The following is a 22446-nucleotide window of genomic DNA, read 5'->3' on the forward strand; positions in this document are numbered from 1 at the left end:
TTGTGATCATCGAAAATCGTCATCGTTTCGTCCCATAAAAATAGTGGAAATAGAAGAACTTCCTCCAAAAACAAGTGGGATTTCACAACGATCTAGAAAACAATCGCTGTGAAATCCTTCTCATCTTCGTGAAAAGTATTTACAGAATTTCTCTCATCTCAAAATCCTTGATCTATTCATTAATTTCCAGGGGTATCTGATAATGTCCAAGTCAGCTTAGTTGCATACTGTTCAGCATACTTTGTCGTTGAACCAGGAACGTTCAATTCAATACTTGCATTCGCTGTGGCAACATTTCCCCAAGCAAATAAGTAAGTTCCTGCACCTTTACCTGCACTAGCAGCCATCACATTTGATTGTGCCCCAGCTGCATCTAAAACAATTGTCGCTTCTCCATCAGGTTCTTCCGATGTTGAAGCGGTTACCACGTTACCATTTCTTAGTCTGATTGTCGCACCGGTCAAAACTTTTCCAGAAGCGGAAGTAAACTGACCTTCTTGATTTACTTTTAGACTCCAACCAGTTTCCGTTCCACGATTATCTGTCACCTGCACATAATTAGGCCCTTCTTTAATATCAGTCATTGGGTTGCCATGCTCATCAAGCGCTCTATATTTTTGTGAAGCAGCAAAATAAGTTTCATCTTTAGAAGTGATTTTTTGCACGCCAAAATCTAGACTTGAAGCGTAATCGATTGACAATGGCCCATTCGTGCCGGGATCAGGATCGCCACCAGGATTAGTCGGATCAACTGGGGCAACCGGATCAACGGGGTTAGTTGGATCGACCGGTGTCGTTGGATCTGTATTAGGTATAAATTGAACGACACCATTTGAAGTATACACTCCTCCATCTGTTGCAAAGGCTGTTGATGGTAGGGCAAATGTACTCAATGCAATCGTTGACATAATTAAGTTGGTTGTTTTTTTCATTTTTTATTTTTCTCCATTCCATGATTCATTTTAGTTAGGGGACATCTTCTAGTGACCAAGATAATGTCCCTACGAACGTTCCGATTCTTTGAAACTCTACAGGAATAGTTGCTTTTATTCCTCTATGGTTTTGCTTATCTAATAAATCTGACAAGTTACTCTCGCCTTTTTGACTACTGGCGCTAATGATTATGCCAGATTCTCCTATCTCCATTGCTCCATTCGTTGTTATAAACGAAAGCACACCTGGTATCTCAAATCCGTTGTTTATTAACGGTTTATGTTGTTTTAGTTGTAATCGCCAACTGCTAGTAGCCCGTTCATCGATGACTTTTAACTGACCAGTCGGTTGACCAAAAACAGTTAATGTAGTTGATACTATTTTGTGACTGCCAAAGTCAAATCGCGTAGGTGCTTCAGAAAGATAGAGTCGTCCAATTCGATAATAAAAATAGATGTCGTCGGTTGTCTCTGAAAAAACGTCTTCTGTATTCCCAGAGTCTGAAACAAAAATATAGCCATCAATTACAAGTGGGTTTTCTTTATATGCTTCACCGATGGTACCAGTAAGAGTTTTCGATTGCGCAATCTCTTGCAATGTATCTATGTCTTTATGATAAACTTGAATTGTTTTTTCTTGAGATTGTGCAATGGTGATATTTACTTCATTTGTCTTTTTAAGAAGCACCGTTTGCTCCAAATACTCAAAATTGGTTGTGATCACTTTTTCTGGAGTGTCATCCTCAAGTACTGTTTCTAGTTCTAAAACTAATGGTTGGTTCGACACAAGATGATTTCCTAACTCTACAGTGACTCGATGATCAACAATCGAAACATCTGCATCATTTACTGGCTTTCCATCAAGGGTGATCGAACGAGGGACAGGCCCCAATTCCTCTGGAAGCACAATACTAGCTTTAGGATTTCTTTGTTCTAGCGAAGAACCTTCTACATTTAGCATTTTCCTGATAAAGATCCGATCATTTTTTGATGCCTCGACTGATCGCCCATATTCTCCGTCATTTACTTTTACATCTGCTTCTGATGTGACATTCGTTGGTAATTGCGTCATTGCCAACGCATTTTCCTGCACGAATGTTCCTGTGGAAGAAGTAAAGCCCCAGTAAACATCCGTCCCACCAAATTGGGTAGTTAGATTTGACACAACATGAGAGTTACTTCCAACACCGCTTAAATCATATGTCAATCTTCTTTGTGCTGCATTCCAGTGGACTGTCAGCATGCGCCAGGTACCATTCGATAAAAAGGTAGGAGCTAAAGTTACGCCAGAATGCTCTCCTGAATAATGATTATTATTTGATTTTGGGGTGACGAATGCGACGTGACCAAATCCAGTATCTGCACTAATCTCTCGGTCCATTCGATTGGAAGTACCCGTATTTTTATACGTATCAAACTCAATCGACAACGCATTCCTAACAAATGGGCGATTTGCTGCTGTTGCATAAGCGCCTAGTCCCATCCCTGGTGAACCGATCACCTGTTGAGGCGCTGTACTCATTCTTGGATCATTGGTTAGTGTAAACGTCATGCCGTCTCCAGCACTGCCTCGTTGATCTCCTAAATACAAATAACTTTTGAAGGTGAAATCTGAGAGCAAACTTACTGTTTCTTTCGACCAGATCGCCCCTATCTGTGAAGGACTCGCTGGATTCAACTGCAACAACTTCCCGCCCTCTAATAAAGTTGTGCTTGTTCCAATCTGAGGTTGAAAAACCTGATCGATGGGAATAATATTTGGATCATTCGGCAAACTTATGGCGTAGGAGGAGATACTCGAACGAGCAACTTCTTTATCAATTTCAAGTTTGCTCGTTTGTTGATCCTCTTTCTCGTCTGTAGAATCTTCAGAAGTATCCGCTTCTTCCTTTGTTGAATCGCTTGTTATTTGTTCAATTACTGTTTTTAACTGTTCCTCACTTGATAATGACTCGTCATTTCCCTCCATCACTTCAATAGTCGAACTGGTCTCACTGAGTGGCTGTTCCTCAGTAATAAGAGGAGAGATAGTCGCCGTTACTATCGTGCTTAAGATAAGTGTGAATAGTTTTCCTCGTATCATCTCTTTTCCCTCCTACTTCTTACATTCCTGGAACATCTGTCAACATCCACACTAGGCTTGTTTGATATGTGACTGCATCTTTCGGTGTGGCACCAGGTACTGACAGTTGAATATCTTTCGTAACATTTACAGATTGGCTCTCCCCATATTCATCCCGCTCTTCCATTTCTATCACTTCACCCCAATGTGTTGACCAAGTTCCAGCTCCAGCTCCTATCTTCGCTGTCACTAGTACAGACTCTTCACCAGGTATTAGAACGACTTCATCCATCGCTTCAGGCTTTTCGACATTCAACGCGTTACTGTTCACTGTAGGTCGTGCTAACATGATTTGTGCACCTGTCAACACGTTATTCAATGTTTCACTCGTTGCCGTCAATTGTTTTTGTTGTTTCACTTTCAACGACCATCCACTATTCGTCCCCCGATGATCTGAAACTTGGACAAAATTAGCTGTGTTGAATTGATCCTCATGATACGATTGTGCCCTCGCAAAATACACCTGATCTCTATTTGAAATACGATTTCTCCCGAATTTCAAACTGGAGGCATAGTCAATGGATAAGGGGCCAATTGTTCCTGGATTAGGTCCATCTGGATTTGTCGGATCGACTGGTTTAACAGGTTTTTCAGGATCTGGATTCTCTGGATTGACAGGGTCTGTCGGATCCATGCTTGGAACAAACTCGACTAGGCTATTTGATTCATAATGTTTATTCTCTTCGGCGTAGGCTTCGATTGATAAGCCTGAAATTCCTAGTAAACTAACTACCGAAACACTAAACAAAAGTTTTCTCATCGTTTTATTTCCCCTTCAAGGAAATTAGTTTGGTGTATCTTCTAGAGACCAAACTAACTTAGTTGTATATTGTTGTGCCAATTTAACTGATTTACCTGGAATCGTTAATTGTACTGCATCCTGGTTATCTGCTTCATTTGCACCAAAACGATAGACCCAAGTTCCGACTCCTGTGCCAGCCTCCGCATTGATTGCCAATGTTCCGCTTAATCCCGGAGTCAAGGTTAACTTATTATTGACTGTTGTAGGCGTATATTGTGAATCGACCACAGAATCTGCCTGTCCTTTAGTAAAAGCCAACTCTGCCCCCACAAGCTCATCTCCGTTGATCGTTTTAAACTGTTCTGGTTGAGAAATACTTAACTTCCACCCAGTCAACGTTCCCCGTTTGTCAGTCACTTGAACATACGTTGGTTTCTTAGAACCATCTTGCATCTCATCTGGTGCTGCATAGTAAGTTTGTGTCGTCGAAGAAATCTTTTGTGTACCAAATTTAAATTTTGATCCATAGTCGATTGACAATGCGCCACCTGTTCCAGGTCCTGGAGGATCGACTGGTGTGACTGGATTTTCTGGATCAGGATCTTCCGGATCGACTGGTGGTGTCACTTCGGTTCCGCCCGCTTCAAATGTGATGGTTCCATCTGTGTTATATTCTTTTGGAAATACCTCATTCGCAGAAACTTGCATACTCCCTACGACAATTCCAAGTAGAACAATTGTTGATAGCATTGAAATTTCTTTTTTCATCTTATTAATCCCCCGTTTTTCTTTTTATATGAATCATCAAAATAGCTAGTCCACTCAATAGAATAAAACCAATTTGCGTATATATTGGTTGAAGATTCTCACCTGTTCTTGGTAAAACACTCAAACCAGTAACTAGTTGATTGTCCGAATGACGCGAATGACTCGGATTTGTGTCAACCGACCGATGTTCATCTTCTTCTGCATACTCGTAATTCCCATAAAAACTAGTCTTTCCAATCGACTCCTTTTGTTCAACCGCTCCAGTTTTTACGGCAGTCATTATAAGCATGACTATAAATAAAGACACGATAACTGATAAACTCTTTTTCATTTCTCTCTCCTTTCTTATAAATTGATTAATCGTTATCGAGTTAAATTATAATAAATTTTTCTTTATTTTAATTTTTTATTATTTTGATTTATTTCAAAAAAAAAGATTCAGGACATTTAGCATTCCAAAATCTGGGAAAGTGTTTAGTTAATAAAGATTTTTATATAAGAAACTACCTAATTAAAACTCCATAATAAATCATAACAGTTTCGTCTGGTAAACTTCCAGATTTTCAGCTTACTTTCAAGTTCAAACTTTTTGCCTTTTCCTGAAAAAAAATTGGCTCCGCGTGATTTTTATTCATGTTATAGAATAAAGTATTAAGCAAGAGCAAGACTACAAAAAAAAAGAGAATCTCTCTACGTTCGACCCAACTGAACGATACCTTTAGGTAAGCAAGCTGTTTTCTAAAGTAAGAGAAGGAAGTGTTTTTTATTACAGAACAACTATGTATATATACTCAATTGTTTTTCAGAAGAAATGAATGCTCCTTATCCATATCGATAAAATAACAAGCGTTTTATATAAAACCACAAAAAAGATGTCAGCACCCTTCACCAACATCTTTTTTTGTAGGTGTAACAGAACACAACTCCGAAAATCAGCAACAAAGGAGTTGCTTCTGGAACACCTTTTATTCAGTTTTAGAAAGGGTGAGACAACGATCGTCACAGACTCTGAGAAGACGTTCTTACTTATTTCTGTTTTGGTACATAAAAACTACGATTATCTAAACCAAATATTCGATCTGTATATTTCCCTGGCTCTGTTTGACGAATCGCAGTAGTCATCATTTGCATTGAAGCATCGATCGTGTCGATTTGGTGTAATACTTCCGCTTCCATGATTCGAGGACGAACAGGCGAACCATATTCTAACAATCCATGATGTGATAGAACCATATGACGTAAGATCAGCACATCTTCTTCTTCCTCACTGATTTTCAATGCTAAACAAGCTTTTGTTATTTCTTCATCAATTAAAACTAAATGCCCTACTAAATTACCCGCTAATGTGTATTCTGTTGCCATTGAGCCGGACAACTCGATCACTTTTCCTAAATCATGTAAGATAATCCCCGCATAAAGTAGTGGGCGATTCAATTCAGGGTATTCATCAGCAATCGCTTTACCTAAGTGTAACATCGATACTGTATGATAAGCCAATCCACTAGCAAATGCGTGATGATTTCGTTTTGCTGCTGGATATTCAAAAAATTGTTTTTGGTATTTATTGAGCAAATAACGTACGATTCGATTCCAATGTGCATTGGTGATCTCAAATAGCAATTGGTTGATTTCTTCTTCCATTTCTTCTTTTCTCAATGGTGCTCTTTCCATGTACAAACTGGGATCACTCGGTTCATCAACTTTTGTTAAACGCATATGCAAGATTTTAACTTGAGGATTTCCTTGATAGACCTCGCGTTTACCATTTAAAAAGACAACTGTTCCCGGTGTAAATTTTTTGATCTCGTCCTCTGATGCATCCCAATATTTGCCATCAATTGTTCCTGATGTATCTTGAAATGTAAAAGCGATAAATTTCTTACCGTTCTTAGCGATTCTTACATCTGCATTTTTGATCAAAACGAATTGTTCGAATTGTTCATCAACGACTAATTCACGTATTTTTTTCACTATTTGCACCTTCTAACTTTCTCACAGATTGTTCTAGCTCATGATAATAGCTTACCATTTCTTGATCAGAAGACAAGCAGATTACTTGATAGGTTTTGCTAAATTCAGCTAGTAGTTTAGCTAAACGGTATTTTCTCTTATGGTCGTAGTGTAGCCAGCCATCATCAATGATCACTGGACAGATCGAACGTTTCGCTTCCAAAGCAAGATATGCAAAACGCATCGCCATAATCATCTGATCCTTTGTCCCTGTCGATAGTTCATAAATTGGAAACTCATCTGTACCATTTGTTAATGTCAATGTATCGTTTTTCAATTGTATTTCTTGGTACTGTCGATCAGTTAGGATACTTAGATAGTCTCCAGCTAATTTGAGTAACTGTGGTAATTGCCGTTCACTTAATTCTGTCGAAAGATCACCTAAAAATGTCCCAGCAATCACTAAGCCTCCCCACTCTTCAAATAAATTTTGTAGTTGTGCTTTTTGTAGACTTTCCTGTTGATATAATTCATCTAATGTCCCGTCTTGTTGTAATCCCTCAATTTGCAACTGCAAACGTTGACGTTGCTCACTCTTCCTACTTTCTTCCCTCTTTAGTTCTTGCAATCGTTCGGATTCACGAGCAATCTGAGTCTGCAACTGGCTATAAGTAATGACAGTTTTAAAAATTGGGGAAAGAATGTGCGTCAATTCTTCAAAACGCGCTTGTTGTTGCTTCGTTTGCTCCGCCTTTTGTAAAAAAATCGGTACTTCTGATGGGTAAGAAAGTTCTGCTCTAGTAAATTGTTCTTTGTATTCCTCCAACCACATTTTTTGTTTCTTTTTCAATGCGTTGATTTCTTGCTTCAATAAAGTATTCTGTTGATAACTTCTAGCATATTTCATTTGTTCCATCTCTTGGATGAACGTGGTTAATAGCGCCATTTTTTCCGAGAGAGATTTATGTTGGAGTGGTAGCCATTCTTTTGCTAGGTCAAGTTCCCCATCTATCTGTAAGAGTTGTTCCTGTATCTCACGTTCTCGTTGTTGCTTTTTTTGGAAAACAGCATAAAGCTTTTGATAATCTGTTACTTCTTGGCCCTCATTTTTCATCGTTTCAAGCGTGTTCATTATTCCTAATGAGTGATGATAGGCAAAATCAGCCACTGATTGTTCCATTTTTTGTTGCTTTCGTTTATTCTCATTGATTGTTTGAGTAATCTCTTCTAATTGTGCCAATACAATATCCAGTTGCCCTAGTTTCTCTTGCCATTTCCCTTTGATTTCTGGCAAATTTTGGTCTGTAGTGTTCTTAGGTTTTCTACGAGTAAACGTATAGCCAACCACTCCCAAAGCAAGCAATGGCCCCAATATTTTTCCAGGCATAGGTAAGATTAAACCAATCACAGCTAACACTAACGCACTAACGTAAAATTTGAAAAAGGATTGTTTTTCTGGAACATCCTGGGTTGGTCTTGTTTGGATCAGCGTTGGATGGGCTAGTTCTAATTCATTGATCTCTGCTTCTAGTGTTTGTTGCTGTTCCTTCACGATATCAAAACGAATCGCTAACTGACTGTGTTCATCATTTAATTGTTGCGCCATCGTATACAAAGAACGCCACTCTGGATCATCAATAAATTCCTGTGGTCGTTGCAATCGATCCCAGCGCCAACGTTGTTCTAAGATTTTCAATTCTGACGCTGTTTCCCTTGTCTCTACTTGCAGTCTTTGCCACTCATCCATTAATTGCTCAGTTGAAAATTGCTTTTGCTGTAGTGCTTTTAACTCTTGTTCTTGTTCTAAATAAAAATAATAACGTGCAGACTGCTGATCCATCCCACTATGTCGCTCTAACGAAGCCTCAAGTTCTTCCAGCCGTTCGTTCATTTGTTGATAACGTTTGGTAAATACTTCTAAATCTTGTACTAGTGATTCATCCGGTACTTCAGCTAGCATATTTTTTTTCAGTGATTGCCATTCTTCATATAAAGAGAAGTTCAATTCTTGTTGATGATATAACGTAAGTTTTTGATTGATTTTTTCGATATCATGCAATAAGAGCTGTTGCTGTTCTGCTAGACGTTGCTCTTCCATGATCCATTGACTATAGATCGCCTCTTGCTCTTGCTTTTGATAAATCTTTTCTTGTAGTTGTTTCCATTCATTTAGTCTCTGATTGATCACTAATTTTTGACCTTTTCTTTTAAACAACTTATCAGCTGATTGATAATATTCTTGTCTTTTTTGAAAGACATGAGAACTTCCAGTGATTCCTAATGAAATCAACGCGTCATGTAATTCTTTTTCTGTTAAATGAGCAAGTTCACTCAGTTGCTCTTGTTGAAATGTAAAAACCTGTTGGAATAACTCTTTCGTCAAAGGTGAAAGTAGTTTTTCTAAGAGTTCATCACTTCCACTTTGGCCATTACATGTGACCTTCGATTTACCTCTATTTTGTTGTTTATATCTCTCAACATAAATTTCTCCATGTATGGGATGATTCAGCCATAATTTCCCACCATATGCAGAACCGTCTCGCGGTGTGTAATCTTTCTTTTTCTTCCCTTTAGATGGAAACCCAAAAAGGATGGCTTGGATAAATTGATAGATCGTTGACTTTCCCGCTTCATTTTCACCATAAATCAACTGATTGCCAGAGGTAAAATCAAAGGTTTGCTGACGCCACTTTCCGAAAGCTGCTATTTCGATTTTTAAAATATTCATTCAGTATCCCCCTCAAACAAAAAGTCTTGCCGAATGATTTCTTGGGCCTTTTGTATCGTAGATTCTTGAAAATCCGGTAGTAGATCCAACACTTTGATTGCCTCTTGATTTGTGTAGGCTTCTTGTAGTATATGCTGAAAGTCTTCCTTTGTTTGGTAATTTTCGAATAGTTGTTCAAACATCGCTGTTGAAGCAGATAAAGAGATTTTCGCCTCATTATCTCTTTCTAAAGTAGATATACGCCAAATAATCAAATTTGAAAATCTCCTATTTGTTTCTTCCTTCAAATAATCTAATAATTCTCCGGAGTGAATACGATCCAACACTTCCTGATCTAAGTGCTCATAATCAATGATCTCAAATTCGACTAGTGTCATCGCATTGGGTTCCACTAATTCTTGTTGGATTTTCTTCAGTACATCCGTCGTTTGTTTCACTTCCCTGAGAGAAATTTGCTGGCGTTCCCAATAAACTTCTGCAACTTTTATAGGTGTTGTTCGACAAGTCGCTCCTTGAAGTTCAACTAGAACTACTGAAGTCGCAGACTCTTCTTTTTTGGTATGTCCTTGTGGTGCACCTGGATAAAGAATTGTTCCTTTTTCATTTAATTTAGTTGGAACATGGATATGGCCTAATGCCCAGTAGTCATAGCCTTTTGCTTCCATTTGATTTGCTTGAAATGGTGCATAATTCCCATGAGTTGACCCAGTTTCACCATGATAGAGTCCAATATGGTAGTCGACAGCAAAACGTTGGGGAAAATCAGGTACTTTTTCCTCAGTGATCCATTGTTTTGTGTAACTAAAACCACTGAGTGCAATCGTTTCGCCAGCATCCGTCGTCATTTGCAGTGTCTCTACAGTTTCCGAAGTAAACAAAGAAAGATTCTCGGGAAATTCAAACCAATATCTCTCTTTTTGATAAAAATCATGATTACCAAATGTTAAAAAAACTGAGATATTGTGTTCTCCTAAGCGCTTGATTTGTTCCGAAAAATGCTTTTGGATCTTTAGCGAAGGACGATTCTGGTGGAAGCTATCCCCTACCAGTAAAACAAAATCAACCTGATGTTTGATTGCCTGTTCCACAATATTTTCAAGTACGGTCAAATTAGCCCGTAATAATTTCTTTTGAACTTTTCCATCGATTCCCACTAATCCTTCAAATGAACGATCCATATGCAAATCTGCCGCATGAATAAATTTGACCATTAAGCTACTACCTCCCTATACATAAGATAATAAAATACAAGTTTGTCTGTATCGCTTTACTAAAACAGATCGATATCTGTTGACTTTTTTGGTTTATACATGGTTTATCATAACATTTCCATTGCTTTTTTTCAGCAAAAAACCGAAAATTTGTTCGCATCTAGACAAAAAAACAGCTGAACTTTCGTTCAACTGTTTTCCTTTGCGTGGCGGCGTCCTACTCTCACAAGGGGCAACCCCTCACTACAATCGGCGCTAAGAAGCTTAACTTCTGTGTTCGGCATGGTTACAGGTGTATCCTTCTCGCCATCGCCACCACACTTGGTGTTATCTATATTGAGTAAATCTTGTTCACTCAAAACTGGATTTGAAGTATTAGTAAGAAACTCTCCGAGTTTTTTCATTTTATTTTGGTTAAGTCCTCGATCGATTAGTATCAGTCCGCTCCATACATCACTGTACTTCCACTCCTGACCTATCTACCTGATCATCTCTCAGGGATCTTACTTTCTTAAAGAAATGGGAAATCTCATCTTGAGGTGGGCTTCACACTTAGATGCTTTCAGCGTTTATCCCTTCCCTACATAGCTACCCAGCAATGCCCTTGGCAGAACAACTGGTACACCAGCGGTAAGTCCATCCCGGTCCTCTCGTACTAAGGACAGCTCCTCTCAAATTTCCAACGCCCGCGACGGATAGGGACCGAACTGTCTCACGACGTTCTGAACCCAGCTCGCGTGCCGCTTTAATGGGCGAACAGCCCAACCCTTGGGACCGACTACAGCCCCAGGATGCGACGAGCCGACATCGAGGTGCCAAACCTCCCCGTCGATGTGGACTCTTGGGGGAGATAAGCCTGTTATCCCCAGGGTAGCTTTTATCCGTTGAGCGATGGCCCTTCCATGCGGAACCACCGGATCACTAAGCCCGACTTTCGTCCCTGCTCGACTTGTAGGTCTCGCAGTCAAGCTCCCTTCTGCCTTTACACTCTTCGAATGATTTCCAACCATTCTGAGGGAACCTTTGGGCGCCTCCGTTACTCTTTAGGAGGCGACCGCCCCAGTCAAACTGCCCATCTGACACTGTCTCCCACCACGATAAGTGGTGCGGGTTAGAGTGGCCATAACGCAGGGGTAGTATCCCACCAGCGCCTCCATCGAAACTAGCGTTCCGATTTCTACGGCTCCTACCTATCCTGTACATGCGGTACAGACACTCAATATCAAACTACAGTAAAGCTCCATGGGGTCTTTCCGTCCTGTCGCGGGTAACCTGCATCTTCACAGGTACTAAAATTTCACCGAGTCTCTCGTTGAGACAGTGCCCAAATCGTTACGCCTTTCGTGCGGGTCGGAACTTACCCGACAAGGAATTTCGCTACCTTAGGACCGTTATAGTTACGGCCGCCGTTTACTGGGGCTTCAATTCGTACCTTCGCTTACGCTAAGCACTCCTCTTAACCTTCCAGCACCGGGCAGGCGTCAGCCCCTATACTTCATCTTACGATTTTGCAGAGACCTGTGTTTTTGATAAACAGTCGCTTGGGCCTATTCACTGCGGCTGATCTGACGATCAGCACCCCTTCTCCCGAAGTTACGGGGTCATTTTGCCGAGTTCCTTAACGAGAGTTCTCTCGCTCACCTTAGGATTCTCTCCTCGACTACCTGTGTCGGTTTGCGGTACGGGTCGTTGTTTTCTCACTAGAAGCTTTTCTCGGCAGTGTGACGTCAGGAACTTCGGTACTATTATTTCCCTCCCCATCACAGCTTGTCCTTAAAGTTAGAAGCATTTGACTCCTATCAAGACTTACTGCTTGGACAGACATTTCCGATCGTCTGCATTCCTTAGCCTCCTGCGTCCCTCCATTGCTCAAACAAAAACAACGAGTACAGGAATATCAACCTGTTGTCCATCGCCTACGCCTGTCGGCCTCGGCTTAGGTCCCGACTAACCCTGGGCGGACGAGCCTTCCCCAGGAAACCTTAGTCATTCGGTGGACAGGATTCTCACCTGTCTTTCGCTACTCATACCGGCATTCTCACTTCTAAGCGCTCCAGCAGTCCTCACGATCTACCTTCAACGCCCTTAGAACGCTCTCCTACCAATACACCTAAAGGTGTACTCCACAGCTTCGGTAATATGTTTAGCCCCGGTACATTTTCGGCGCAGGGTCACTCGACTAGTGAGCTATTACGCACTCTTTAAATGGTGGCTGCTTCTAAGCCAACATCCTAGTTGTCTGTGCAACCCCACATCCTTTTCCACTTAACATATATTTTGGGACCTTAGCTGGTGGTCTGGGCTGTTTCCCTTTCGACTATGGATCTTATCACTCACAGTCTGACTCCCGGATATGAATGAATGGCATTCGGAGTTTATCTGAATTCGGTAACCCGAGATGGGCCCCTAGTCCAAACAGTGCTCTACCTCCATCATTCTCAATTCCGAGGCTAGCCCTAAAGCTATTTCGGAGAGAACCAGCTATCTCCAAGTTCGTTTGGAATTTCTCCGCTACCCACACCTCATCCCCGCACTTTTCAACGTACGTGGGTTCGGTCCTCCAGTGCGTTTTACCGCACCTTCAACCTGGACATGGGTAGATCACATGGTTTCGGGTCTACGACTACATACTCAAACGCCCTATTCAGACTCGCTTTCGCTGCGGCTCCGTCTCTTCAACTTAACCTCGCATGCAATCGTAACTCGCCGGTTCATTCTACAAAAGGCACGCCATCACCCATTAACGGGCTTTGACTTGTTGTAGGCACACGGTTTCAGGTTCTATTTCACTCCCCTTCCGGGGTGCTTTTCACCTTTCCCTCACGGTACTGGTTCACTATCGGTCACTAGGGAGTATTTAGCCTTGGGAGATGGTCCTCCCGGATTCCGACGGAATTCCTCGTGTTCCGCCGTACTCAGGATCCTCCTAGGTGCCTTCCAAATTTCATCTACGGGGCTTTCACCCTCTCTGACTGACTTTTCCAAGTCATTCGACTATCTGAAAGAACTACCATATCGGAGTCCTACAACCCCAATGAGCAAGCTCATTGGTTTGGGCTTTTCCCGTTTCGCTCGCCGCTACTCAGGGAATCGAATTTTCTTTCTCTTCCTGCAGGTACTTAGATGTTTCAGTTCTCTGCGTCTACCTCGTATACGCTATGTATTCACGTATACGTAACATCCTATAAAAGATGCTGGGTTCCCCCATTCGGAAATCTCTGGATCATAGCTTACGTACAGCTCCCCAAAGCATATCGGTGTTAGTCCCGTCCTTCATCGGCTCCTAGTGCCAAGGCATCCACCGTGCGCCCTTATTCACTTAACCTTATCAACCTTGCGGTTGGGTTTTGATCTTTCTTCTAGCGATAGAAGTCCAATCAAGAAAAATAAGCAATTGAACTTATTAAAAAACTCTATCCAGCACACAAATCAGCCTTTTCGACAAAAAGATCGTCCAATCTGTGAAAGCAAGCTTTCACTTCTGGCCGCCTATTTTGCTTAAGGCTAAACGATTTGTTTAGCTTTCAAATTCAACGCGGTGTTCTCGGTTTGTATTACTTACATTTTTACTTCAATATCCAGTTTTCAATGAACAAAATTTTGAGAGTAGACCTCTCAAAACTGAACAAAGTATCGACAAACGTGTGTAGTCTCCGTAATATTCCTTAGAAAGGAGGTGATCCAGCCGCACCTTCCGATACGGCTACCTTGTTACGACTTCACCCCAATCATCTATCCCACCTTAGGCGGCTGGCTCCAAAAAGGTTACCTCACCGACTTCGGGTGTTACAAACTCTCGTGGTGTGACGGGCGGTGTGTACAAGGCCCGGGAACGTATTCACCGCGGCGTGCTGATCCGCGATTACTAGCGATTCCGGCTTCATGTAGGCGAGTTGCAGCCTACAATCCGAACTGAGAGAAGCTTTAAGAGATTAGCTTAGCCTCGCGACTTCGCGACTCGTTGTACTTCCCATTGTAGCACGTGTGTAGCCCAGGTCATAAGGGGCATGATGATTTGACGTCATCCCCACCTTCCTCCGGTTTGTCACCGGCAGTCTTGCTAGAGTGCCCAACTAAATGATGGCAACTAACAATAAGGGTTGCGCTCGTTGCGGGACTTAACCCAACATCTCACGACACGAGCTGACGACAACCATGCACCACCTGTCACTTTGCCCCCGAAGGGGAAGCTCTATCTCTAGAGTGGTCAAAGGATGTCAAGACCTGGTAAGGTTCTTCGCGTTGCTTCGAATTAAACCACATGCTCCACCGCTTGTGCGGGCCCCCGTCAATTCCTTTGAGTTTCAACCTTGCGGTCGTACTCCCCAGGCGGAGTGCTTAATGCGTTAGCTGCAGCACTGAAGGGCGGAAACCCTCCAACACTTAGCACTCATCGTTTACGGCGTGGACTACCAGGGTATCTAATCCTGTTTGCTCCCCACGCTTTCGAGCCTCAGCGTCAGTTACAGACCAGAGAGCCGCCTTCGCCACTGGTGTTCCTCCATATATCTACGCATTTCACCGCTACACATGGAATTCCACTCTCCTCTTCTGCACTCAAGTCTCCCAGTTTCCAATGACCCTCCCCGGTTGAGCCGGGGGCTTTCACATCAGACTTAAGAAACCGCCTGCGCTCGCTTTACGCCCAATAAATCCGGACAACGCTTGCCACCTACGTATTACCGCGGCTGCTGGCACGTAGTTAGCCGTGGCTTTCTGGTTAGATACCGTCAAGGGGTGAACAGTTACTCTCACCCTTGTTCTTCTCTAACAACAGAGTTTTACGATCCGAAAACCTTCTTCACTCACGCGGCGTTGCTCGGTCAGACTTTCGTCCATTGCCGAAGATTCCCTACTGCTGCCTCCCGTAGGAGTTTGGGCCGTGTCTCAGTCCCAATGTGGCCGATCACCCTCTCAGGTCGGCTATGCATCGTGGCCTTGGTGAGCCGTTACCTCACCAACTAGCTAATGCACCGCGGGTCCATCCATCAGCGGCACCGTAAAGCGCCTTTCAAAACGAAACCATGCGGTTTCGATTGTTATACGGTATTAGCACCTGTTTCCAAGTGTTATCCCCTTCTGATGGGCAGGTTACCCACGTGTTACTCACCCGTTCGCCACTCCTCTTTTCCCGGTGGAGCAAGCTCCGGTGGGAAAAGAAGCGTTCGACTTGCATGTATTAGGCACGCCGCCAGCGTTCGTCCTGAGCCAGGATCAAACTCTCATAAATAAAAGTTAGAACAATCTTGCGATTGTTAAGCTCAATTTGTTTGCTAGCATATTGCTTGCTTGTTAAAAATGTTTGTTGTCTTGAATTGAATCAAGACGCCCTACACATTTGGTTTGTCTTACTTTGTTCAGTTTTCAAAGGTCTACGTGATAATTGAAACACAACTGTCTCAACTTATCGTTTGTGATTGCCGTAGCAACTTTTATACCTTAGCAAACTCTCGAATGATTGTCAACTATTTTTTAAAAGTTTTTTGAACTCGTTTTTCACAAGGTCGTTTCAGCAACTCACTTATCATAACTCATCGTTTGTTATTTGTCAACATGTTTTTTTGTTTATTTCTTAATAAAATCAACATCTAAAAACTCATCTCTCATAACCAACTTCGTTATATTATCACATGGAATTATGATTGTCAACAAAACTTTTAAACAAATTTCATGATTGTTTTCATGTTTCAGCAACGTTGACTATACTATCATTAAAAAAAAGATTGGTCAAGGTAAAATTTAACTTTCACTGCACCTAATCTTTTTTTATTTCATTCCATTTCTATTTCCTGATAGTTGAAATAATCAAAATCAGCATAGCTCCCTCCTCTTACGTTTAAATCCTGCACACCAATACCAACAAAGTTTCCTGTAAAACCACCTGATAGTGTCTGCACATCAATTTCAGCACCGATTTTTTTCCAGTCTTGCGAACATTTCACATAAAATTGTCCAAAAGTCTTTTCAACAACTACTTTAATCACTGTCTCTCTTCCTCTTAGCGGATAAATTTCAGGCCTAATCGTAACATGACCGTCAACTGCACTAAGTAATCGGAGACACTTCCCTATCTTTTCATCCCAGGTCACACAACAATAATAATAATTTTCTTCATTTAGAAAAAGAAGCAGTCCAGCCATTTGGTTGAAGTGCTTTGGCTCATATTCCATCTTAGTTTGTGCAATAAATGAAAACGTTGTTTGCCGTATCGCTAATAAGTGTTGGTCAAACGTTGACTGCAGTGATTCTCCTGCGAGCATTCTTAGATAGCCATATCGGCTAGTCAAATCGCACCAAGTTGTGTCTGGTAAACAACGACGAGCGTTCCAACTTTTTTTCATTTCACCTGCAAAATCATCAAAAAAACAAGAATTGATCTTTTGGATCACTTTCTCTTGTGTTGGAATGGTGACGATCTCTCTTGGTTCATTTCCTCCTTCTTTTATCCGCAACCAATAGTCTTCTGTCCAATACATTTCTTGAATAGCTGTTTCTCTACCTAAGATAGCAACACCTTCGATAGGGCGAGTACAAAGATGGACTATATACCATCTGTCGAATTCTGTTTGAACTAAACTTGCATGTCCCGCACATTGTAAACTTGAGCTTGGATACCCATTTGCTGTCAACATTGGATTTTGGGGATCGACTTCGTATGGTCCTAACAAATCACGACTACGACAAACGGTAACAGCATGTCCACTACCAGTACCACCTTCAGCAGTCAGCAAATAATAGTAATCATTGACATAGTAAAGATGAGGTGCTTCGGTCTTTGCGAGTTCGGTTCCTGTAAAGATCGTGTGAATCGGCCCGACTAGTTGTTTTTGTTTTGCATCATATTCTTGAATGACGATCCCTGCTGATTTATTCGGTGTAGTTAGTCGAAAATCCCAGATTTCATTCAAAAGCCATTTCCTACCTGTACGTGGATCATGAAAAAGCGAGGGATCAAAACCACTACTATTTAGATAGATTGGACTTTCCCAAGGTCCATTGATATCCTCTGCGATCATCATGTAATTGTGGGTGTCTTTAAAAGGACGTGTTACGCTTTTAACCTCTGTATAAATAAGATAAAATCGCCCAGCTGAGTAACTGATTTGTGGCGCCCAGATACTTCCATTGATTGGATGACCCTTTAACGATACTTGATCAGTTAAAATATCTGTTTTATGTTCCCAATTGATCAGATCTGTCGATTCATATACACGAATACCTGGTAACCACTCAAAAGAAGAAACGATCACATAATAAGAACTACCCACTTTCAAAATATTCGGGTCTGGATTAAATCCTCGAATGATTGGATTGACTACTTTACTTTGAAACATCCGATCTCCACCTTTGCTCTATTTTTTGGCGATACATACTTGAACCCGCTGCTAATAGATAGAAAAAGACAAAAGGGTACGCAATGAATTGTGTACCGAACAACAACAGGACTCCTGAAATCAAATAAATGAGTGCCGCCATCGGACTTGCTTTTCCCTTCAACGATAGGTAAAGAGCCAGACACAGCCCAACCAATGAGAGGAATAGGCTAACGCTAAACAACCCCGTCATGCTCCGTAGTGACTCAAAGGTTTCTTTTACACTACCAAAGCCCTCTAATGAGAGAGCTTGGTATGTTTCTCGGAAATTTGAAAGAGACATTTGATTGAAGGTCACAGCAATCCCACCAAAAAACAACAAAGCGGTAGACCCACCGATCAAGCCAAAAGTTATTTCCCATTTTTTCGTCATCTAATCGACCTCCGTTTCCACAGTAACCCATGATTCGCGACAAATTCCTCTTTGATACCTATTATTTTTTTCATAAAAGCGGGCTGTTTGTCTGTTTTGTTTCTCATCCCAGTCATGCCAGCCAATTTGGTAGACATGCGCTCCTACATCACACTCTTCAAATGTCACCTGAGCATACGGACGCCAAGGTCGACCTAAATAGATAGAAGGTGCCTCGTAATCTGCGATGATTGCACACCTAAAAAAAAGAAAACCTCGTTCTTGTTCTTTTACCGTTGAAGCGGCTGTGATATAACCATTAGAAGAACTAACCAAACTGTGGATGAAACAGCGGTCAAACAACGCATCTGCCCCACCGAAAATAAAGTCCACCGTCCCTTCGATCCAACATCGTTCATAAGATTGCCGACAATACTTACGCTCCTTTAACACTGGGGTAAAAAATGGGCGACCATCTTTTTGAATCGGAGGCAACGGTCCTGTGCATAATGTATCTTGTTGCCCGCACAACCGACAATTGATCAACTGGACTTGATGGGCATAATTGAATAGCGCGACTGCTTGACCTACTTGTTCTCCTGCACCGGCGTTATTGATGATTTGTATATTTTCGAGACGAATATTTTCTCCTTCAAGAAATAGTGTCGCGGTTCGAAATGTTTCTCTTGCTTCACCAGATGAAAGTGTTTGTTTCGCAAAACGGCATCCAACAATCTTTACTTCTCCTTGTCCAAACATTTGGAAATTTGACAGCCGACATTCGATATATTCATGATAGACCCCTTCTCGAATGATCATGGTCTTTTTTACGTAATTCGGCAATGAGCTAAGATGAGCAATTCCTGCTTGAATGGTTTGATAGTCTGCTTTTCTTGAAATCGGGTCGATCACGATTTCTGTTTTCATTATAGGTGCTCCTTTAAAAATGCTTGCCACTTCATTCGCATATCACGTGTTTCAAAGTGTCCACCATTTAAAGAGTATCCTTGAAAATTCGTTGGTACTCCCAATTGTTGATAATGCAAATCTAGCTGTTTATTCAAGCGACAGACGCCTTCTGTTGGACACATTCGATCGTTTTTCCCTACTATAGTGAGGCGTTTACGAGGAGCAATTTTTTGCTGAATAGCTAGGGTCGTATACTCCGTCAATAAATCAGGAACATAATAATAGTAACCGTGGTAGTCTAACATTTGATGTTTCAAGAGTGTTTCAACCTCTACTTGGCTAGCTAGGTCAATACATACTTTCACACGTTCATCCAATGCACTTGTCCACCAACTTAATAGTCCACCCATAGATAACCCGATCGTTGCGATACGTTGTGTGTCAATATCTTCTCGTGTTTCCAAGTAGTCGATCAAACTTAGCACATCAAAGATCCGCATTCCCCAAAGTGTTCGTCCTGTTAATAAGAATCGCTTAAAAAGTTCACTTTCAGCAATTCCGCCGCGTTCTTCAAATCCCCAAGCATCAATCGACCATACACCATACCCCATACTCGTCAAGGCCTTTGCAAACGAAGGTTCTACAAAATAGGATGCACCTGCTAGCAATTCACTTTTTCCTAATGAAAAATCACCCCCATGCGAATGCAGATAGATCACAGCAGGCAAAGGTTCCTTCTTTTTTACTGGATAAACATAAATGGCAGAAACAGGTTCAAGATCATTTAATATCAATTGATAATACTCAATTACTTGATCATCGTTGATTTTTTGTGATAAACAGCTACCGCTCGGTCTCAAGCAACGTGCGTCTTTTCCTAAGTACTCGATCAACTCCATTTTATTTAAGTTCCTTCTATAATAGATACATTCTTTTTATCCAACTCTGTCGATCGCATACGTTTAATTTCGATATCTTCCGAATCTTCAATCATGATTGCTGGTCCTTCATGATGATCGATCGTGATCTGCTGGAAAGAAATATGCTTACCAAACCGCACATAAAATCCTTGTTGGCGCATGGGTTCTAAACCTGTCATCATAGCTGGCACGCCCGCTTTTGCATCTTTTGCCATTGATATATCGACATGATCGAAAGAAATGTCTTGAACCGCTTGTTCTGCTAGACCATAAATAAAGCCCGCGGAAGCATGAACATTTCGAGCAGTGATCGATGAAAAATGAACACGTCGAACTTGTGGCGTTCGCTCATCGATTGGATACACTTCCTTGTCCCAGACATAAGGATCTTTGCCACGAGGCCCGCAAAAATAATAAAGATTGATGACAAACGGACACAGTACTTGGTCCATGATCAAATTAGTTACTCGGACATCTTCGATCATCCCACCTCGACCTCGGCGTGTCTTTAATCGAATTCCACGATCGGTTTGTTGGAATACGCAGTTCGAAATCGTTACATTCCGAATCCCGCCACTCATTTCACTGCCCAAAACTACGCCACCATGACCGTGTACCATCGTACAATTAGTGATCGTGATATTTTGACAAGGCACTTTATTAACGGCATCCTCTGTCCCTGCTTTGATCGCAATACAGTCATCGCCCACATCAATATGGCAATTACTGATATGCACATTATGACAAGACTCTGGATCAATACCGTCTGTGTTCGGCGAATCAGCAGGATTACAAATGACTACGTGATCGATAGTCACATCTTGGCAATGATTCGGATGGATCGTCCAACTTGGTGAGTCGACCAACTGGATATCACGAATCGTTACTCGTCGACAATGATCAAAACCAAGCAATTTTGGTCGCGGGTACTCAAGTGTTTCATGCTCCTCTCGAAAAATGCGCCACCAGTTAGGACCACTACCATCTAATTCCCCTAAACCAGTGACAGCAATATTTTCTGCATGTTGCGCATAGATACATGAAGCATAGACCTTTTTAGGTACCCCCTCCCAGCTGGATAAAATGGCTGAATACTGGGCTGGGTCATCTGTAAATTTCAATACTGCTCCAGGAGAAAGATACAACTCCACATTACTTTTCAAGCACAATGGCCCCGTTAAAAACTGCCCACTTGGAATGGTTACTCTTCCCCCACCTGCTTCTGCTACTTGATCAATGGCTTGTTGGATCACCGTCGTGTTGAGTATATCGACTGAGGCACCTAAGCTTAAAATATTTATCACCTAGATACACCTTCCACTTCTACTAAGGCTTGCAAAAAAGCCCCAACACCTTTTTGATCATTACATACGATTGGCTCACTAATATAGTAGGCGTAAGAACCATCTCTTTGGTCCGCCCCGCCTAGACCTGCAACTTGGCAATTTTTATTCAGATTCAGCCAGCCTTCTTTTGTTTCCAAAACAAATTCATCAAATAAGCCTTGATAAGATTTTTTCAACTGAGGAAACCACACTTCCTTCTCCAATATTCCTATGCGAATCCCCTTTGCCATCGCATAAACGAACATGCTGCTTCCTGAAGCTTCTAGATAATTCCCTTTACGGTTCGTTTCGGTTGTTACTTGGTACCAGGTGCCAGTTTCTGATTGATAAGGTAACAATGCTTCTAATGTGGATGTCAGAATCCGCCCCAATAATCGACAATCCACTTCTTTATGCAACAACTCGTAAGTATCAACACACGCCATCAAATACCAACCAATTGAGCGGCTCCAAAAATGATGAGATAATCCCGTTTCTGTATCCGCCCAAGGTTGGACCTTTTTTTCATCCCACGCATGGAACAATAAATTCGTTTTTGAGTCGAACAATCGCTGATAACTGATCTCGAATTGACGTAAAACGTCTTGATAGTCTTTTTTCGACATAAAGGTTTGGATATATTCCGCATAAAAAGGCGCTCCCATGTACAATCCATCTAACCATATTTGCCAAGGATAGATTGCCTTATGCCAAAATACACCTTCAGATGTTCGTGGGTGATTCAACAATTGTTTGGCGCAAGTTTCTGCTGCTTTGCGATATTTCTCATCTCCTGTTTCTTTATAGAGTATAAAGAACAGTTTTCCGGTATTGATATGGTCGATATTGTATTCTTCTAATTCATAGCCTTTGATCGATCCATCTTCTTGTACGAAGTAATCAATGTTTGTTTGGATGAAGTCTAAGTACTTCTTCTCCTTTGTTTTCAGCCATAACAACTGAAATCCTTTCAAAACAACGCCATAATCATAAGACCATTTTTGTTTATATCCTTTATCTAGATACAAATAGGGTGTACGCGCCATAATACTATCTGCTAATTTCTCTGACCAATTCAATCTTCTTCCTCCAATCAATCATTTTAAGAGAGAAA

The 22446-nt window shown here is 41.5% G+C and carries 14 protein-coding genes and 3 rRNA genes; all 17 read right to left on the reverse strand.

Going from position 1 to position 22446, the window contains the following annotated elements:
- Positions 1 to 179: 179 nt before the first annotated feature.
- Complete coding sequence (locus IGJ39_RS12330) at positions 180 to 932, reverse strand: WxL domain-containing protein (RefSeq protein WP_019722615.1); 753 nt, start codon at positions 930 to 932, stop codon at positions 180 to 182.
- 34 nt (positions 933 to 966) lie between these two features.
- Positions 967 to 3015: a lectin-like domain-containing protein gene (locus IGJ39_RS12335; RefSeq protein WP_438764866.1), complete on the reverse strand. Its 2049-nt coding sequence runs from the start codon at positions 3013 to 3015 to the stop codon at positions 967 to 969.
- A 19-nt stretch (positions 3016 to 3034) separates the two neighbouring features.
- Positions 3035 to 3814: a WxL domain-containing protein gene (locus tag IGJ39_RS12340; protein WP_438764868.1), complete on the reverse strand. Its 780-nt coding sequence runs from the start codon at positions 3812 to 3814 to the stop codon at positions 3035 to 3037.
- A 24-nt stretch (positions 3815 to 3838) separates the two neighbouring features.
- On the reverse strand, positions 3839 to 4564 hold the full coding sequence (locus IGJ39_RS12345; protein ID WP_438764870.1) for a WxL domain-containing protein: 726 nt from the start codon (positions 4562 to 4564) through the stop codon (positions 3839 to 3841).
- Between the two features lie 4 nt (positions 4565 to 4568).
- The gene (locus IGJ39_RS12350; protein WP_438764872.1) at positions 4569 to 4895 is read right to left on the reverse strand and encodes an LPXTG cell wall anchor domain-containing protein; all 327 of its coding nucleotides are present in this window, start codon (positions 4893 to 4895) and stop codon (positions 4569 to 4571) included.
- Between the two features lie 695 nt (positions 4896 to 5590).
- A complete protein-coding gene (locus tag IGJ39_RS12355; protein ID WP_010734187.1) occupies positions 5591 to 6535 on the reverse strand; it encodes a 3'-5' exoribonuclease YhaM family protein in 945 nt (314 codons plus the stop codon).
- Positions 6519 to 9242, reverse strand: coding sequence for an AAA family ATPase (locus IGJ39_RS12360; RefSeq protein ID WP_438764874.1), 2724 nt, complete (start codon positions 9240 to 9242; stop codon positions 6519 to 6521). Before IGJ39_RS12360 ends, IGJ39_RS12355 begins: the two co-directional genes overlap by 17 nt.
- Complete coding sequence (locus IGJ39_RS12365) at positions 9239 to 10453, reverse strand: metallophosphoesterase family protein (RefSeq protein WP_438764876.1); 1215 nt, start codon at positions 10451 to 10453, stop codon at positions 9239 to 9241. The genes IGJ39_RS12360 and IGJ39_RS12365 overlap by 4 nt, the downstream gene beginning before the upstream one ends.
- 204 nt (positions 10454 to 10657) lie before the next feature.
- Positions 10658 to 10773 (reverse strand): 5S ribosomal RNA (gene rrf, locus IGJ39_RS12370).
- 90 nt (positions 10774 to 10863) lie between these two features.
- Positions 10864 to 13778, reverse strand: a 23S ribosomal RNA gene (locus tag IGJ39_RS12375).
- A gap of 344 nt (positions 13779 to 14122) precedes the next feature.
- Positions 14123 to 15683 (reverse strand): 16S ribosomal RNA (locus IGJ39_RS12380).
- Together the 16S, 23S and 5S rRNA genes form the textbook arrangement of a ribosomal RNA operon.
- 541 nt (positions 15684 to 16224) lie before the next feature.
- Entirely contained in the window at positions 16225 to 17787 is a 1563-nt protein-coding gene (locus IGJ39_RS12385; RefSeq protein ID WP_438764878.1) for a glycoside hydrolase family 43 protein, read from the reverse strand.
- Positions 17774 to 18199 carry a DUF4064 domain-containing protein gene (locus IGJ39_RS12390; RefSeq protein WP_010734183.1) on the reverse strand — a complete coding sequence of 142 codons (426 nt, stop codon included), beginning with the start codon at positions 18197 to 18199 and terminating at the stop codon, positions 17774 to 17776. The genes IGJ39_RS12385 and IGJ39_RS12390 overlap by 14 nt, the downstream gene beginning before the upstream one ends.
- On the reverse strand, positions 18200 to 19105 hold the full coding sequence (locus tag IGJ39_RS12395; RefSeq protein WP_438764880.1) for a pectinesterase family protein: 906 nt from the start codon (positions 19103 to 19105) through the stop codon (positions 18200 to 18202).
- Positions 19105 to 19986, reverse strand: coding sequence for an alpha/beta hydrolase family protein (locus IGJ39_RS12400; RefSeq protein ID WP_438764882.1), 882 nt, complete (start codon positions 19984 to 19986; stop codon positions 19105 to 19107). The genes IGJ39_RS12395 and IGJ39_RS12400 overlap by 1 nt, the downstream gene beginning before the upstream one ends.
- Before the next feature lie 5 nt (positions 19987 to 19991).
- Entirely contained in the window at positions 19992 to 21311 is a 1320-nt protein-coding gene (locus IGJ39_RS12405) for a glycoside hydrolase family 28 protein (RefSeq protein WP_438764884.1), read from the reverse strand.
- Positions 21308 to 22411: a glycoside hydrolase family 88/105 protein gene (locus IGJ39_RS12410; protein WP_019723547.1), complete on the reverse strand. Its 1104-nt coding sequence runs from the start codon at positions 22409 to 22411 to the stop codon at positions 21308 to 21310. The genes IGJ39_RS12405 and IGJ39_RS12410 overlap by 4 nt, the downstream gene beginning before the upstream one ends.
- Between the last annotated feature and the right edge of the window lie 35 nt (positions 22412 to 22446).

This window comes from Enterococcus sp. AZ140, from assembly GCF_051714405.1.
In the GTDB taxonomy this organism is placed as follows: domain Bacteria; phylum Bacillota; class Bacilli; order Lactobacillales; family Enterococcaceae; genus Enterococcus_B; species Enterococcus_B pernyi.